At 39.9% G+C, this 13,298-nt stretch carries 25 protein-coding genes; 2 read left to right on the forward strand and 23 right to left on the reverse strand.

The genetic code is table 11. From position 1 onward, the window contains the following. The first annotated feature begins 127 nt into the window (after positions 1-127). A complete protein-coding gene (locus B0185_RS01465; protein WP_005705769.1) occupies positions 128-1,126 on the forward strand; it encodes a tyrosine-type recombinase/integrase in 999 nt (332 codons plus the stop codon). Here B0185_RS01465 and B0185_RS01470 read toward each other — a convergent pair. The 21 genes from B0185_RS01470 to B0185_RS01550 all read right to left on the reverse strand — a co-directional run bounded on the left by B0185_RS01470 (position 1,123) and on the right by B0185_RS01550 (position 11,186). Continuing rightward, a complete protein-coding gene (locus B0185_RS01470; RefSeq protein ID WP_005705663.1) occupies positions 1,123-1,431 on the reverse strand; it encodes a hypothetical protein in 309 nt (102 codons plus the stop codon). The genes B0185_RS01465 and B0185_RS01470 overlap by 4 nt on opposite strands. A 45-nt stretch (positions 1,432-1,476) precedes the next feature. Then, complete coding sequence (locus B0185_RS01475) at positions 1,477-1,671, reverse strand: hypothetical protein (protein ID WP_039863003.1); 195 nt, start codon at positions 1,669-1,671, stop codon at positions 1,477-1,479. Continuing rightward, positions 1,661-1,984, reverse strand: a complete 324-nt coding sequence (locus B0185_RS01480) for a hypothetical protein (protein ID WP_005705665.1) — start codon at positions 1,982-1,984, stop codon at positions 1,661-1,663. Before B0185_RS01480 ends, B0185_RS01475 begins: the two co-directional genes overlap by 11 nt. A 160-nt stretch (positions 1,985-2,144) precedes the next feature. Further along, the gene (locus B0185_RS10395) at positions 2,145-2,270 is read right to left on the reverse strand and encodes a hypothetical protein (RefSeq protein WP_005705830.1); all 126 of its coding nucleotides are present in this window, start codon (positions 2,268-2,270) and stop codon (positions 2,145-2,147) included. Between the two features lie 68 nt (positions 2,271-2,338). Continuing rightward, positions 2,339-3,181, reverse strand: a complete 843-nt coding sequence (locus B0185_RS01485; protein WP_005705653.1) for a phage antirepressor N-terminal domain-containing protein — start codon at positions 3,179-3,181, stop codon at positions 2,339-2,341. 312 nt (positions 3,182-3,493) lie between these two features. Beyond that, positions 3,494-3,703, reverse strand: coding sequence for a DUF551 domain-containing protein (locus B0185_RS01490; RefSeq protein ID WP_039863001.1), 210 nt, complete (start codon positions 3,701-3,703; stop codon positions 3,494-3,496). After that, a complete protein-coding gene (locus B0185_RS01495) occupies positions 3,700-4,596 on the reverse strand; it encodes a recombination-associated protein RdgC (protein WP_039863000.1) in 897 nt (298 codons plus the stop codon). Before B0185_RS01495 ends, B0185_RS01490 begins: the two co-directional genes overlap by 4 nt. Next, complete coding sequence (locus B0185_RS10430; protein ID WP_332834996.1) at positions 4,514-4,789, reverse strand: hypothetical protein; 276 nt, start codon at positions 4,787-4,789, stop codon at positions 4,514-4,516. Before B0185_RS10430 ends, B0185_RS01495 begins: the two co-directional genes overlap by 83 nt. Before the next feature lie 18 nt (positions 4,790-4,807). Further along, on the reverse strand, positions 4,808-4,975 hold the full coding sequence (locus tag B0185_RS10435) for a hypothetical protein (protein WP_005705732.1): 168 nt from the start codon (positions 4,973-4,975) through the stop codon (positions 4,808-4,810). 88 nt (positions 4,976-5,063) lie between these two features. After that, positions 5,064-5,315 carry a hypothetical protein gene (locus B0185_RS01505; protein WP_005705804.1) on the reverse strand — a complete coding sequence of 84 codons (252 nt, stop codon included), beginning with the start codon at positions 5,313-5,315 and terminating at the stop codon, positions 5,064-5,066. A 148-nt stretch (positions 5,316-5,463) separates the two neighbouring features. Beyond that, positions 5,464-5,850: an AP2/ERF family transcription factor gene (locus B0185_RS01510; protein WP_005705824.1), complete on the reverse strand. Its 387-nt coding sequence runs from the start codon at positions 5,848-5,850 to the stop codon at positions 5,464-5,466. Then, positions 5,851-6,522 carry a translocation protein TolB precursor gene (locus tag B0185_RS01515; protein ID WP_039862998.1) on the reverse strand — a complete coding sequence of 224 codons (672 nt, stop codon included), beginning with the start codon at positions 6,520-6,522 and terminating at the stop codon, positions 5,851-5,853. Further along, the gene (locus B0185_RS01520) at positions 6,494-7,435 is read right to left on the reverse strand and encodes a recombinase RecT (RefSeq protein ID WP_005705620.1); all 942 of its coding nucleotides are present in this window, start codon (positions 7,433-7,435) and stop codon (positions 6,494-6,496) included. The genes B0185_RS01515 and B0185_RS01520 overlap by 29 nt, the downstream gene beginning before the upstream one ends. A 97-nt stretch (positions 7,436-7,532) precedes the next feature. Beyond that, a complete protein-coding gene (locus tag B0185_RS01525) occupies positions 7,533-7,763 on the reverse strand; it encodes a hypothetical protein (protein ID WP_143413713.1) in 231 nt (76 codons plus the stop codon). A gap of 243 nt (positions 7,764-8,006) precedes the next feature. Beyond that, positions 8,007-8,153, reverse strand: coding sequence for a hypothetical protein (locus tag B0185_RS10245; RefSeq protein WP_005705718.1), 147 nt, complete (start codon positions 8,151-8,153; stop codon positions 8,007-8,009). 115 nt (positions 8,154-8,268) lie between these two features. Then, on the reverse strand, positions 8,269-8,901 hold the full coding sequence (locus B0185_RS01530; RefSeq protein WP_005705776.1) for a P22AR C-terminal domain-containing protein: 633 nt from the start codon (positions 8,899-8,901) through the stop codon (positions 8,269-8,271). Between the two features lie 352 nt (positions 8,902-9,253). Further along, positions 9,254-9,688, reverse strand: coding sequence for a hypothetical protein (locus B0185_RS01535; protein ID WP_005705659.1), 435 nt, complete (start codon positions 9,686-9,688; stop codon positions 9,254-9,256). Beyond that, positions 9,678-9,881 carry a hypothetical protein gene (locus B0185_RS01540; RefSeq protein ID WP_005705715.1) on the reverse strand — a complete coding sequence of 68 codons (204 nt, stop codon included), beginning with the start codon at positions 9,879-9,881 and terminating at the stop codon, positions 9,678-9,680. Before B0185_RS01540 ends, B0185_RS01535 begins: the two co-directional genes overlap by 11 nt. Positions 9,882-9,977: 96 nt before the next feature. Further along, positions 9,978-10,172 carry a hypothetical protein gene (locus tag B0185_RS01545; protein ID WP_005705822.1) on the reverse strand — a complete coding sequence of 65 codons (195 nt, stop codon included), beginning with the start codon at positions 10,170-10,172 and terminating at the stop codon, positions 9,978-9,980. A 709-nt stretch (positions 10,173-10,881) separates the two neighbouring features. Next, positions 10,882-11,007 (reverse strand): hypothetical protein, encoded by a 126-nt coding sequence (locus tag B0185_RS10400; protein WP_256595140.1) that lies wholly within the window; start codon positions 11,005-11,007, stop codon positions 10,882-10,884. Next, entirely contained in the window at positions 11,004-11,186 is a 183-nt protein-coding gene (locus B0185_RS01550; protein ID WP_005705847.1) for a hypothetical protein, read from the reverse strand. Before B0185_RS01550 ends, B0185_RS10400 begins: the two co-directional genes overlap by 4 nt. A 243-nt stretch (positions 11,187-11,429) precedes the next feature. On the opposite strand from B0185_RS01550, the gene B0185_RS01555 reads away from it, so the two are divergent. Continuing rightward, on the forward strand, positions 11,430-12,026 hold the full coding sequence (locus B0185_RS01555) for a type VI secretion system-associated protein TagO (RefSeq protein WP_005705756.1): 597 nt from the start codon (positions 11,430-11,432) through the stop codon (positions 12,024-12,026). Between the two features lie 38 nt (positions 12,027-12,064). Here the strand turns inward: B0185_RS01555 and B0185_RS01560 are convergent, their stop codons facing one another. Both B0185_RS01560 and B0185_RS01565 read right to left on the reverse strand, forming a co-directional pair. Further along, entirely contained in the window at positions 12,065-12,775 is a 711-nt protein-coding gene (locus tag B0185_RS01560; RefSeq protein WP_005705625.1) for an Abi family protein, read from the reverse strand. Between the two features lie 133 nt (positions 12,776-12,908). Next, entirely contained in the window at positions 12,909-13,298 is a 390-nt protein-coding gene (locus tag B0185_RS01565; protein ID WP_005705731.1) for a hypothetical protein, read from the reverse strand.

A 13,298-nucleotide genomic window follows, 5' to 3' on the forward strand; every position in this document is an offset into this window, starting at 1 on the left:
AACTATTTGATCTAATATCCACTGTTTTTATATTTATTATTTTGTACCTTATTTGTTCTATTTATTTCCATTTTGTTCTGTTTTATACTTGCATTACGCCATCAATTACGCCAAGGGGAGGTTTGTAATGGCTACGATTAGAAAGCGTGGAGAAAGTTGGAGGGTAGAAATTGCGAAGAAAGGTATTCGTAAATCTGCTACTTTTTCTACCAAAATAGAAGCGACAAAATGGGCTTTGTTTATTGAGAGCCAGATTGATGCGGGGGAATATTCGCCTGTGCCTAAAATGACTTTTGCTGAGTTGATTGATAAGTATGTGGAAGAGGTAACACCGAGTAAAGGTGGGGCAAGATCGGAGGCGTTGCGGTTAAATCGGATTGTAAAAACACCTTTAGGTGCAGTATTGTTAGAAGAGTTGAGTAAAGCGGACTTTGAAAAATGGCAGGAAAAACGTTTGACCGAAGTGTCGGTATTAAGCGTGTTGCGTGAACGGGTAAGTTTATCAGCGGTAGTTACTCAAGCTATTAAATGGGAATACTTGAAAAACAATCTGCTTTCCTTGGTGGAAAAGCCTCAAGAGCCACCACCACGCACAAGGCGTTATTCGCAGGAAGAAATCGACCGTTTGTTGTTTGTATCTGGCTTTGATTTCGAGAAACCATCTGAAACAATGATTAGCCGTGTAGGAGCTTCTGTTCTGTTTGCGATTGAAACGGCAATGCGAGCAGGCGAAATCTGTAATTTGACGTGGGAGGATGTGAATTTTGAGAAATCCACCGCCTTTTTACCGAAAACAAAGAACGGGTTTGCTAGGACTATTCCGCTTTCGTCAATGGCGGTGAAAATTTTAAAACATTTGGAAAGTGTGAAAAACGAGGGAAACCCTACCGTATTTCAGGTTAAATCAGGTTCGCACGATACAATTTTCCGCAAAATGAAAGAGTTGGCAGGGCTAGCTGATGAGGATTTGCATTTTCACGATACGAGAAGAGAGGCATTATCTCATTTAGCAAAAAAAGTTGATGTGATGATGCTTGCCAAAATATCAGGGCATAGAGATATTAAGATTTTGCTGAATACCTATTATGCCCCAGATATGAGTGATGTGGCGGGGTTGTTGGATTAGGTGTATTTTTTCCGTTTGTGGCGGGTAAAAAAAGCCTTTACTTCCTCGCTTACAAAGAGTTTTTTCGGGTCTTTGTTGGTTCGGCTTTCAATATCGACAGGTGCAGGGAAACGTGGATCGGGAATAATGTTTTTAAAAACGTGTCCGTAAGAAAATCCCATATAATCTGCAATATCTTGAATTGTCCATAAGCCTTTTTCTACTTTTGGCGTAATGAGCAGTTTTTCAACCTCACAAAGTTTGGCAAAAAGCTGGTTGTTGCTGATTGGTTGTTCATCAAGTTCTTGTTTTTCTATTTGTTCCATTATTTCCCTCCAAATAATAACGCCCTTAAAACTAAGGGCGTTGGGTTAGTTTGATACAGGACAGGGGAAAGTGAAGCGTAATAATGTGTCAGAGCTTTGAGCGACTACTCTAATTTCTAATCTTGCTCCATCTTCAGCAATACTAGCGTAAATCAGTTCGTTTCTGTTGTATCCGATTTTTTCGGTTAACGAAATAGCGGACTTTAAGTATTCACAAAATAATGTTGCTTCAATTTTCATTTTCCATTTCCTCTTCAACCCGCTTAATCTCTAAATGATTAAGTAGTTGTCGTATTCCTCTGCGTTGTTTTTTATTCACTCTATCCCACCATAAACCAGTCGATGGATAGTAATCCAACGTTTTGCCGTTGTGTGTGATAATGTAATGCGTATAGTTCTTCGTTTGATAGCTAATACCATACTCATCTAATTTAGCTAACGACCGTTCAGCATTAGATTTTTTCTTTTCTCGTCGCCAAGCTCGATATGCTCTGAAATCTTCGCCAACATCCCCCATTTGTTTTTCGGTAAGAGTGAGTTGGTATTTGGGCATTTAAGCTCCTTGTAAGTAATAAAACGGGGTAAAGTAACAATCCATTACTTCACCTGTGAAGGGGTTAGCGTGTTGAATTTCTGCGGGAATGCCCAGTAGGGAAAGCTGAACAAAGCACATTTGCACGCTTTGTGACGCCCTTAAAACTAAGGGCGTTGGGTTATAGAATTATTTTTGCGAGTTGGTTAAAGGCGTTGTAGCCTTTGTACCAGTATTCGATGTTGCCTGTTTGGGCGAAGTTGTGCCAGTACCATTTGATTTGTAGGCGGAGTTGTTTTTCGGTCATGGTGCGTTCCTCAAATTTTGGGTATGGGAAACTGCCTCACGTTATTTCAGGTGAGGTCGGTTGAGTATTTAAGGTTTATTTAAATACTGCGACTGAGGTTGCGGATTCGTTGTAGTGTCCGATTGCAAGCGGTCGTTAATTTTTCTGACGGCTGGGTTGGTGGTGCGAATATATCGCTGAACCACTTCCAAGTTAAATTCTACGCTGTTTTGCTGATGACTACGGAATGGGCGTAATGCGTGCATTAGGGTTTCTACGCTTTCGGAAAATCTTGTGACGGCGTAGTAGAAGTTCTGCCAGTCGAGCCATTCTTGTTCGGTTAGCTCCAGATTATCCATTCGGTCAATCGGGGCGTAGCTGTTGCCGAGTGTGGCTAGAAAGTTGATAGCACCTTCAAATTGTGAGGGTTTGAGTTGGTCGTATTTGCCCACTTTAAACAGACTTTTAAGTTGGCGATAGATTTCTGCGTAACTCATTCCTGTTCGGTGATGAGCTTTCACGACTGCCTCTTGGATCGCTTGCTGTTGTTCTGGGTTAATCGTGCGTTCGGCTTTTCCTTTAAACCAGTAGTCGTGCAATGCTTGATAGCACTCTTTTTTGTATTTGATTAAGGTTTCACGAATTTCGGGTTTGCAACGGTTTACGTCGATGCCGAATAACCAGCCGTTTAAGTATTCGATGGGTAGGCAGACCATTTCGCGGTTTTTACCGTCTTCTGCAACTATGATCATCACGATCATAGTTGAATTTAAAATATCATCACGCTTAATACGGGCTAATTGAGCTTCCCACGCTAAACCGATATTTTCGCAAATCGGTTTCATTGCAGTGTAATGGACACCGTCTTGCTTGAATGTAACTAAAGATTGATTGTTGAATGAAATAGTTTGAGTAGAGATTTGATTTGACATTTTTTGTACCTGAAATTTTAGTTAGTAATTGATCAACTTTAGTATGGTTGATCGGGCTTCAACTACCGATTTCAGACGGCGGAACTTATTTCCCGTAGGTATTGTATTAGGCTCTCTCGACCCGATCATTGATTTTACTAAATGCTTAAATATAAGCATTTGCAAAATTTAGGTACAAAAAAAACACTTTTTGATCGGAGCGTTTAATAACCGACTGAAATAGATAGTGCGGTAATCATAATCCGATTTTGGCGGTGTTGTTAATGGTTAAGCAAATAAAACGCCCCTCTTTTCATTTCCTCTTCAATCTGTTTAATCTCTTGGCGATTCTGGGAGTGGTTGCCAGTGGGTGATATCTTTCACATCTACTGTATAAAGAGAATTATGTTTAACAAGGCATTCATATTCAGATGTTCGAAATAAAATCTTTATGTCCTTTTTATTAGTACAAGCTAAAAAATAGCCGTCAGAAGGGACTGGTTGGGTTTTCGCACTAATCCAACCGTTATTTTCTTTGCTCATAGTCGTTCCTTAATACCATTAAATTCTTTTTCCAATAACTCAAACAACTGCGACAACTCACTTGTCATTATTAGGAAATCTGCGTCAAGGCGTTGGTGGGCCTCTTCGTTTGAAATATCATCGTTCTGCTCTAAAACAACATCATCGAATTTTAATTTGCTCAACGTGCCGTCTGCATTCAGCGTAAAATTCAAGTGGTTTTCACGCTGAAGGGCTAAGCTAATTACAAGATTGCCCGCTCCAATTAAATTGAGGACTTCTTCAACTTCCAATAATTGGCGTTTAAATGTAATTTCATTATCAATGTTGAAATCCTTAAGTTTGCAATCCTCAAGCAGCGTAGCCCATTCAGGCGGTTCATTGTTCAGCCAATCGGTCATAATGGCACTAATATCAGCATTAAAACTCAGCGGCACAACAGGCAAGCTACCGAGTGATGTACGCAATAAAGCGAGAGCATCTTCAGCTCTTTTCGCACTGGAACTATCCACAAAAATCAAGTTCTTTCTAGTATCAATCCAAATGGCGGTGTGTGTGAACTTGTTGAAGGCTTGAGAGAACAATTTACTTACCACACCATCTTTGATTGTCAGCTTTTCGATTTTCTGTAATTTACGATCTTCTTTCTCTTCCAGTTCCATAATGCGTTTTTCGGTTTCCCGCTTAATTACATAAGCAGGAAGATTCTTCTCTTCTTTACAAGAAACAAGCAAAATATGACCGCTTGCTTGATGAGCTAATAAACCTGAATTGTGTAGCGGTTCAATCCAACCAAAGTGTGAATAATCGGATTTTTCACAGGATGTGAATTTAAGTAGGTACATAGCTTTCTCCAAGAAGGCGAGATTTTGCAACTTCAATGAGTAGTCGATATTCTCGTTTGATTCGTTCATCGTGAACTTCCGCAGATTTTTCAAGAAATTTATCAACCGTGCCTTTAAAACAACCGCGTGAAGCAAATAATTTACCTTCTTTCGTTTTAAAAACGGTCAGCGTACCATATTCAGTCCCTACATTTGAAAACCAAACAAGATCTTTCTTGCTACACACCCGAGTATTGTCAGACACCAGAGCATTGTCAGACACCTGAGCATCACCATACACTCAAGCATTGCCAGTATGAGTTAGGTTATCTTCTTTTTCGATATAGCCACCCAGAGAGCCAGCTACAACTACACCAAAATTAATAAGGGATTTAATGCGGTAGAGTGTTTTTCCGTTTGGCGTAGTGAGAGTGTCGTTTTGAAGTAATTCATATTTTTTCTGTGTCATTTTTAATTCTCCTTGTATGCTTTTAATATGAGAATATTTCCTTTGGGTAAAAAAAGCCCTCGCGTGAGGGCTCTTTTGTTAATTATTGTTATTTTAACGCATCTTTTAATGCATTTAAGGCATTATCAAGTTCAGTTGAAATATCTAGCAATTCATTTAGCTTGCGTTCATATTTTCCTTTTGCTTGCACTGCATTTAAGATAAGAGGGTTAAGCGTTTTACGCAAAGCATCTTTTTCAACTCCTTCTTGCTCTTTTGTTCTTGCTAATTCTTCCGCTTGTTTTGCTAACATTTTTAAAGATTCAATCGGCAATTGAGTTAAATCGGTTACTTTTTCCATAGTCGTTTCCTTTTGTTTCTGCTGTTCGATATATTGTTTTAATGGTTTACTGATAAAGCGAACTACAATGAGGTTAGGTTGTTGTTGCTTATTGCTTAACAGGGCTAATCCTTTCTCTTCCAGATATAAAAGGATTTGCCATACTTCTTTAAGTGATATTTTTTTTTCTTAATTTAGCTTTAGAAAACTCAAGAAATTTACCTGTTTTAGACTTTCTTTTATCCAAATATGAAATAAATTCTCCTGCGATTTCTAATAAATAATCACTTAAATCAGTCTTTTCTATTTCATTTTCTTCGAATAAACCTAATTTTTTATTCGTAATGGCTTTATCTCCTACAACTTTTATGACTAGATTATCGTAAGCTATTGCGGCTTCTCTTGCAGATTCGTAACATCCCCCATAATAGGTTTTCCCTTTATGAGTGAACTCTGCAAGCCAAGGCTTTTTTGCTTGTCCACTTGCTCTTACACCTCTAAAGCCTGCTATACCGATTCGGTTTAAGGCTTTTTGTTCGCTTGCTGTCAAATTCATTTAACTCACCATCTGCTTAATCAATTCATCATAATAGGTTTTAGCAGCACTCACACGGTCTTGGATTTTGGCGATGATTTGTTCGTCTCGCTTGATGGTAACGGTGGTGATGCGTTGGTTTTGGGGGATTTGCTCAACTAAATCAATATAACGCTCTGCTGATTGTCCATAACCTAATAGCTCTTCTGGCGTAGGGAAAAGCACGAAATCAATTTGTGCCTCTTCACAATCCCAGAGCCACATATAGCCTTGCATTTGAATGTCGTAGCCTGCTTTTTTGGCTTTGTCTTCCGCTTCATCAGCAAAGAATGGGTGTGTACCAATATCAAATGAACATTTGGTGTCGATAATCAGCTTACGGGTGGGCACATAAATATCGCACTCGCCTGTAATCCAATCGTTTTCCCGTCTTTCGATGTTCTTTTTCAACGGTAAGCCACGTTTTAAGCCGCTAAGTTTGATCGCTTCATTTTCTAGCATTAAGCCTTTTTCGGTGAACTTATTACCTTCAAATTGTTGCCAGCCGAAGAGGTCGAGCTTGGCAATTTCTCGCACGGCAGATTTTGCTGTGTCGGTAATTTTACCCGCTTCGCGGTCGGCTTTCGTTTTCGGTTCGCCGATTAAGCGATGTAGCATTGAGCATCTAGCTTTCATTTGATACAGGTGCTGCATTTTCCATTGCCTCTAAAATTTGGAACTGTTCTTTGCTGAATTCGTAGCCGTTATCACAAAGCTCTTGGAGCGTGGTTTCTTTGTTTTGAATGGTTTGTTTGAAGTTTTCAAATTGCTCATCCGATACATTCAACGCTACAAAATCCGCTTCTTCCACTTGATTATCAGGGTAGTCAAATTCTGCGTTATCCACATTTTTTACGACCGCTTGATCGGCTAACACAGCTTGTTGCATTTCAACAGAAAGCGGTGCTTGTTTGGAAAGCAGGAGCTTCATCACCGTTTTCAATGCCATCGCTTCGAAGTTGTCTGCCCATACACTCGTCGCCCATTTACCTTGTTTTTGTTTTTCAAGGTAGGTGCGGTAAGTTTGCGAATAGCGTTGTGCGTGCTGATCTACTTCTTGAGCGGTCATATACAATTCAGCGGTAAAGCTATTAACCAGTTGGAAATAAGCGTAGTAGCCAATTGGCTTTTCTGTCGGTTCTGGCTTTTGTTTCCAGTCGAACACATAGCCGTTGATCGGGTCTTCTTCGATAAGTTGCTTTTCATACACAGGCACAGCAACCAATCGCTTAAACTGCCCAGAACGCTGGGCCAGTTGGATTAAACCTTTATAACCTAGTTGGAATTGAGCTTGCCCTTTATAAGGCACGATGTAGGCAAAGCCTAAACCATTTTGAATCGGTAACTGCAAAGTGGCTGCCATACAAGCGGCGTTAAATACGCTCATCGGATCGGCATTACGCAGCATTGAGTTGCTATTCACAATTTGAAGTACGCTAGTTGTGAAACTTGCTGCATTCTTATTAAGCAAGTCTTGTAGTTTTTGTTTTACCGCGGGGCTTTCAAACAAGGTTTTAATCGGGAATTTGTCTTGTTGCGGTTTGGTTTGTTGAAGCTGGTTTGTCATTTTAATTTCCTTTTAATTGGATTAACCGCTTGCCCGTTACAATTTTACTAATACTATCAAGCTGATTAAGTTTAAGGGAAAGCAAGCAGTTAAATTCTTACAATGGTTTGCGTTCGCCCGTTATCGGATTGACCGAATAACAAGTGTTATCCCATTTTGGGAGTGGTGGTGGTCGTTTGGCAATCACGCCTGTTTCGGGCGTTTTTCTGGATTGCGGCATTTCAAGTGGTTGCTTGAAACGAAAGCCGTCGAGGGCGTTTCGTCTTTCGATTTCACGGGCAAGATTTACTATTGCGGCTTCTTTACTTTTGAGATTGGAGTTGTACACTATGATGCCGTTGTATCGAACCCGTGCGTACCAATAACGCCCTCCGTTTCGATGGGTGATTTCACAGGTGGCGTCAATCATGCGGGGCTCCTAAATTCACACAGATGGCAAGCGGGGATGTTTTGGGGAATCACGGGCTCAGGTTGGCTGTCGAGGCAACCCCCAAGACTTAAGACTGCACAAAAAAGCAGGGCGAAGAAAATGCCTGTCAGGACTTTAAGCAAGGTTTGCATTTTTCTCTCCTCAATGCACCCATTTCTGGGCGTGTTTAACTAATTCTTCTAGCTCGTAGATTTCGAGTCTGCGGGCGTAGGTGGGATTGCTTTGGTAGTTTCTTTGGGCTAACTTCAAAGCGATTTGGTATTTTTTAAGGGCTTGTTGTGCGTTCATTTTTCTTTCCTCTTTCGGTGGAAATTTCATCAAAAGCTTAAATTTAGGATGCAAAAAACCGCCCCACACCTTTTTAAGGTCTTGAGTGGGGTGAGGCGGTGGGAGTATTTAAGGATTACTTAATAACTGCTCGTTCAATGAGGCTGATAGCACGTGTCCAGTTTAGGCGTTCGGATTGTTGGAACGGTTCGACGAGGCGTGCGATGATGTCTTTGGTCTCGAGGTAGTGTCGTTTGTATTCGTGGTGGTGGCTGTAAGTCATTGCACTGAAACGTGAGCCAATTGCCTCAAGCGGTTTTTCGAGTTGACCGAGTAGGGTGTTCATTTGGCTGTGGGAGCACCATAACCAGACGAGCTGTTCGAGTTCGTATTCGGTAAATTCAAAGGTGTATTTGCGTTCGACAAGCGGTTGGATTTCTTTCGTTTTTTGCGAAACTTCACGATCTAAAATATCGAGTACCCATTTGCGGAAGTCTTTGGCGACTTTGGTGCGGGCGAACATGGTAATCAGGTGTGCACCACGAAGCGAGAAGATACGCACTTTTTGAATACCGCCTGCGGTAGGCATTTCGATAAGTGCGGTCATTTCTGCGGTAAATTCGTCTGCGTTGCTATTGTAGAGTTTTGAGATTGCCCTCAATGGATTTGCGTATTCTAAAGCTAAACCAAGATCGCTTGCTGTGATGTAAATTTGGTTGTGTTGATTGATAACCGAAAGAGTAGTGTTTTGAAAAGTTAGAGTTGTCATTTTGATTTTCTCGTATTAAGTTTAAAAAACTCATCACGAGTAACGCCAATTACTGGTGATGAACTGATCAAGATTGGCGTACCGTCATACGAGAAACGGCGGGTCTTTCGACCCTCTCAATCAGTCCATCATTGACAACTTTTGAAAGGGGTATCCGATTCGGATCGCCCTTTGAAAGGTTTGATTTTCTGATTTTCGGCTATAAAAAAAGCCGCTTTGAGCGACTGTCTTTCTAACCGCCCGTATGATTCAGGAACGCCAATTCCCGTCTTTCTGTTGAAAGTGGGGGTATCTTAATCTGAAGTAGGGGCGGTTGTCAATAAAAAGCCCCGAATTTTCGGGGCAGGTTGAGTTATTTTTTGTTGGAATACAGGAAAGCACCGACAATACTTACTAACCCTGCACCCATCAATAGTGCTGCTGAGGTGGTATCACCTAAATAAGCGAGATAAGCGGATAATCCTGTAAAGAGCCCTACAACGCCAAAAGCCAATAATTGACCTCGTTTTTGAATGCGTTGCTCTTCTTTACGCATTTCGATTTCAGCCATTTGTGTTTCATCTGCAATATCTAATGATTTTTCAGCCATTTTCATCAAGCGGTCTCCACCGTTAGGGATAGCTTGATTATATAAGCCAATATCTTCAGCAGCAGGAAGCGGACCAGAATGTACTTTTTGCTGATGAACCATTACAGCTTGAATTTCTGGCTCTTCCAAGATAGTTGGATTTCGTTTTACTGCTTCGATAATGTCTTGATGTTTTATCGGCTTGAGTTTATTGCTCATTTTGAGTTTCCATTCTGCGAGCTTGTTTCAAGCTTTCGCCTACACGCTCCCAAGATGCACGAATCAATTTATTTGCCTCTGCCTGCCCGTTTGTCGCAACGGTTGGAGATACGGCAACAACAGGGGCGATGTTCAAAATTGAGCCAAAACCAATAAGAAGATTGGCAACACATTTATGCTTTGTCATTTTCATATTGATTACCTTTTGTTGAAAGATTTCTTTAAAACCTACGTTGCATTATAAAACTACAAGGCGTGATGTCAATGTAAATAATACTTTGGGTATTGGTTAAACCCGCTCCGCCTCAATCATCGCATCAATGGCGTTATGCCATACTTCTGTATCTATCAGCTTGTCGGCTAAGATGCCTAAACCTGATGATTTCAGCCTTTTAAGCACTTTATTTTCCATTCGCTCAATGCGGTCTTGCATTGCATATTCAGGCGGTAAGCCTAATGCGTTGTAATCTTCGTAACCTATCATAAGTTGCTCCTTGTTTACCATTTAAAACAGCACACAGCGTGCCAAACATTAAAAAAACACACGTCTTACGTATGCTGTTTTAAATGGTGGCTCTAGTGGGAGTTGCACCCAGTCTTATGCTATATCAACCTTGACTTACCCTTTTCTGCAAAGGGTGAAACCTAGAGTCTAAAGGTGCCGCATTATTTTGTGCCCTGCGGCTTGGGGCGGAGTAGCCTTCAAACGGTTGGGGTGCCACCCCGATTAGGTAAGCTCTTCAAAGAGAGTGTGGGCTTTGTGGCTAAATCATTGCCCCCTTTTCTGCATTTCAGCAGAAAATCTTCATAGAATGCGTAGGTCTTATTGTGCTTCGCTCGTCCAAGACGGCTGCTGTAACTTGTAATCCTACGCGGCATATCGTTGCACGTTCTCCGTTTCTCGCTGGCTAAGGCAGTAGGCGGTCTTTGCCGTTGCTACTTAGAACCCGTTGGCTGATTGTGCGAATTGACCTTACACTAACTCAATCAGTCTGCCGAGCGTTACTTTCATCGTTGGTTTGGCGATATGCGTGTTTAAATTGTTAAAGAGCATTAAGTTGATTATTTAAAACAGCTTTAGTCTTCCATTCGTTTCGGGGCAGGTTGGTCGTTGTAGGCTTTGCCTCATTGATGAACCTTTCCCTCACTCTCTGTTAAAGCCGTTTTAAATAACGCCTCCGTAGAGGCATTGGTTAGTGAATCATCTCTACAAATTCTTCTGCGTAGTAGGCTAATAAACCTTCTTTTTCTGCATCGGCAAGGTGTGCTGCGAATTTGTCAAAATCTTTGCCGATGTTCATGTAAGTGATGTTGCTCATGTTGTAGCACTGAATAGGTCATTTAAGCTAAAACCTGTTTCTTGTTGCACTCTTACATCTAAAGCGTTTAATTCGGCTTCTGGCATTGGTTGTGCGTGTTGGTATTTGGTCATTCCTGCGATGATTGCATCTGCTAAGGTAGTCATTGTGTTTTCATTTGATTGGCTATTGATGTTCATTTGATTATTCCTTATTAAGGTGATTTGTTTTGATGGGCTTAGTTTAAGAAAACTTAAATTTCATGTCAAGGTAAAATTTAAGATAAATTAACTTTATTTTTAAGAATACTTAAATCTCAAATAGTTAGATATTTTTAATTGCTTAATTTTTGTTCGATTATTGGGTGGTTATTTGGATTTGTGAGCTTGATCACTGATTGAAATCACTATTTTTGTAAGAATAGAAAAACTTATGGAGGACTTATGAAAAAATTGTTTACTACTTTATGCCTTTTCCCTGCCATTGCTTTTGCGACAGAAACAGGCGAAAGCTGTGCCAAGGTTGAAGATAATACGAAACGTCTTGAATGCTACGATAGTGTTTTTGTGGAAAAAGAGAATAAAGCCGATGAGGCAAAAGAAGAAAATTCTCAATGGAAATACGAACAGGCAAAAGATGAACTGAGGAATGCAACAACGCATACTGCAGTGTTGATTTCTAGCAATACCATTGATTTTGGCTTTCCCTATAATGGTTCGTCAATGGATTTGACCTTACGCAAAGACCCTAAATATGGCAATGATGTGATTTTTTCTGTAAATGGGCAATTTAATGGTTGTATGATTGAGAGTTGTAAAATTACGGTAAAATTTGATGGCGGTAAATTAGAAAGCTATCGTGTGGTTGGTTCTGATAGTGGCGATAACAGTACGCTATTTATTGAAAGCCCCAAAGCGATGAAAACCTTTGTGGATAAATTGAAAAAATCTAAAAAGCTGATTGTGGAAGGGAGTTTCTACAATTATGGCAAAGGGCAATTTACCTTTGATACACAGGGTTTAGAGTGGAAACATTTTTAAGTAAAAAGAGCTACGTAGATACGTAGCTTTTTTGTTGATTAGATATGTTGTAGCAACCACACTAATTCTGAATTAAATACCTCTAAGTCAAAATTGAGTTGATTATAATAATTATTGAGAGCAGCTTTATTCCGTAAGGCTAAACGAACAGGGGCTATTTTGCCTAAAATAGCTTCAAAATGTTGATAAGTTCGCACATAATCCATTAAGATATATTCAATTTTTTTCACTCGTTTTCTATTCCACGCCTTATCTTGATGAAATAAGTCATTGCGGAATGTGCACACTTGTTTTAATTCTAAATACATTGTCTGAAAATTAGGAAAAGCTTTTGGGAATAATTGGCGAAATGCAGTTCTTAATGTTGCGTTTTTTACATCAAGTAAATTAACCCAAAAGCCAAAAGTGATATTGGCAATAATATCATTTTCATTTTTGGTTTTTGCCATACTATTTTTAAGTAAGCCTTTTGCTTTTTTATTTAAAGGGCTTTTGTTGTCATTAGCTAAAAAATAGAAATAGGCAGCTAAATCATTATTGGGGGCTATGGTTCGCAAACAATCCGCCATTGCATTGCGTGTTGCAACTTCAATTTCTTGAATGAGCGAAAAGAAAATGCCTGAACGGTGCTGTATTGCAGTATAAAGTACCACAGCTTCCGCTAATTTTGTTTGATCGCCTAAATAAAAATGATTTAAGTAAGTCGAAAGACGGCTTGGAGATATATGCTGAATATGTTCTTGTAACATACGCTACCTTATTGTATTATATTGGCACTGACAATGGTCCGAAGGCGTGGACAGTATGAGCCACTAACCTTTGTAAAGGGCGGTTAGGGTTTCAGTCCCTAACTGAAAGTGGCGAGAGAAATCTCGCCATTTTTCATTTTGCTCCTTGTAAAAGCCATTGCTTTAATGTGTCTTCCGTCCATCTTGCTTTGCCTACGATATATAAATCAGGGGCAGGAAAACTATATTGGTGGCGGTTGTCTAATTTGATAATATTCTTTCTTGCTTCAAATACTTGGCGGTTTAAAATGTCTGTTAAGTCGTCTATCCTGCTCTGCTGTGTTGGCGAATAAGTCGGATCGTTATTTCTGACTAAATTCGTAAATTCATCTTCTGATAAATTCAAGCGTTGGTAAATATCTTTTGCTGATAATAGCCGAATTTTACCTTCTGCCACATCATTTAATAATTGCTCTTTTGGGCTATTTGATTGTTGAGCTGAAATTAAAAGTTTTTTAATTTGCTCTGTTCTTTTATTACTCAT

Origin of the sequence: Haemophilus parahaemolyticus (assembly GCF_002015035.1) — a bacterium.
Lineage (GTDB): Bacteria > Pseudomonadota > Gammaproteobacteria > Enterobacterales > Pasteurellaceae > Haemophilus_A > Haemophilus_A parahaemolyticus.

Excerpts from the sequence above, each read along its gene's own strand:
- B0185_RS10435 (WP_005705732.1), bottom strand. The coding sequence starts at position 4,975 with ATGACACAGAAAAAATATGAATTACTTCAAAACGACACTCTCACTACG.
- B0185_RS01540 (WP_005705715.1), bottom strand. The coding sequence starts at position 9,881 with ATGAAAATGACAAAGCATAAATGTGTTGCCAATCTTCTTATTGGTTTT.
- B0185_RS01510 (WP_005705824.1), bottom strand. The coding sequence starts at position 5,850 with ATGAATTTGACAGCAAGCGAACAAAAAGCCTTAAACCGAATCGGTATA.
- B0185_RS01520 (WP_005705620.1), bottom strand. The coding sequence starts at position 7,435 with ATGACAAACCAGCTTCAACAAACCAAACCGCAACAAGACAAATTCCCG.
- B0185_RS01515 (WP_039862998.1), bottom strand. The coding sequence starts at position 6,522 with ATGCAGCACCTGTATCAAATGAAAGCTAGATGCTCAATGCTACATCGC.
- B0185_RS01485 (WP_005705653.1), bottom strand. The coding sequence starts at position 3,181 with ATGTCAAATCAAATCTCTACTCAAACTATTTCATTCAACAATCAATCT.
- B0185_RS01495 (WP_039863000.1), bottom strand. The coding sequence starts at position 4,596 with ATGAACGAATCAAACGAGAATATCGACTACTCATTGAAGTTGCAAAAT.
- B0185_RS10400 (WP_256595140.1), bottom strand. The coding sequence starts at position 11,007 with ATGAGCAACATCACTTACATGAACATCGGCAAAGATTTTGACAAATTC.
- B0185_RS01560 (WP_005705625.1), bottom strand. The coding sequence starts at position 12,775 with ATGTTACAAGAACATATTCAGCATATATCTCCAAGCCGTCTTTCGACT.
- B0185_RS01465 (WP_005705769.1), top strand. The coding sequence starts at position 128 with ATGGCTACGATTAGAAAGCGTGGAGAAAGTTGGAGGGTAGAAATTGCG.
- B0185_RS01530 (WP_005705776.1), bottom strand. The coding sequence starts at position 8,901 with ATGACAACTCTAACTTTTCAAAACACTACTCTTTCGGTTATCAATCAA.
- B0185_RS01480 (WP_005705665.1), bottom strand. The coding sequence starts at position 1,984 with ATGCCCAAATACCAACTCACTCTTACCGAAAAACAAATGGGGGATGTT.
- B0185_RS10245 (WP_005705718.1), bottom strand. The coding sequence starts at position 8,153 with ATGAACGCACAACAAGCCCTTAAAAAATACCAAATCGCTTTGAAGTTA.
- B0185_RS01535 (WP_005705659.1), bottom strand. The coding sequence starts at position 9,688 with ATGAGCAATAAACTCAAGCCGATAAAACATCAAGACATTATCGAAGCA.
- B0185_RS10395 (WP_005705830.1), bottom strand. The coding sequence starts at position 2,270 with ATGACCGAAAAACAACTCCGCCTACAAATCAAATGGTACTGGCACAAC.
- B0185_RS01555 (WP_005705756.1), top strand. The coding sequence starts at position 11,430 with ATGAAAAAATTGTTTACTACTTTATGCCTTTTCCCTGCCATTGCTTTT.
- B0185_RS01475 (WP_039863003.1), bottom strand. The coding sequence starts at position 1,671 with ATGAAAATTGAAGCAACATTATTTTGTGAATACTTAAAGTCCGCTATT.
- B0185_RS01550 (WP_005705847.1), bottom strand. The coding sequence starts at position 11,186 with ATGAACATCAATAGCCAATCAAATGAAAACACAATGACTACCTTAGCA.
- B0185_RS01470 (WP_005705663.1), bottom strand. The coding sequence starts at position 1,431 with ATGGAACAAATAGAAAAACAAGAACTTGATGAACAACCAATCAGCAAC.
- B0185_RS01545 (WP_005705822.1), bottom strand. The coding sequence starts at position 10,172 with ATGATAGGTTACGAAGATTACAACGCATTAGGCTTACCGCCTGAATAT.
- B0185_RS01565 (WP_005705731.1), bottom strand. The coding sequence starts at position 13,298 with ATGAGTAATAAAAGAACAGAGCAAATTAAAAAACTTTTAATTTCAGCT.
- B0185_RS01490 (WP_039863001.1), bottom strand. The coding sequence starts at position 3,703 with ATGAGCAAAGAAAATAACGGTTGGATTAGTGCGAAAACCCAACCAGTC.
- B0185_RS01505 (WP_005705804.1), bottom strand. The coding sequence starts at position 5,315 with ATGGAAAAAGTAACCGATTTAACTCAATTGCCGATTGAATCTTTAAAA.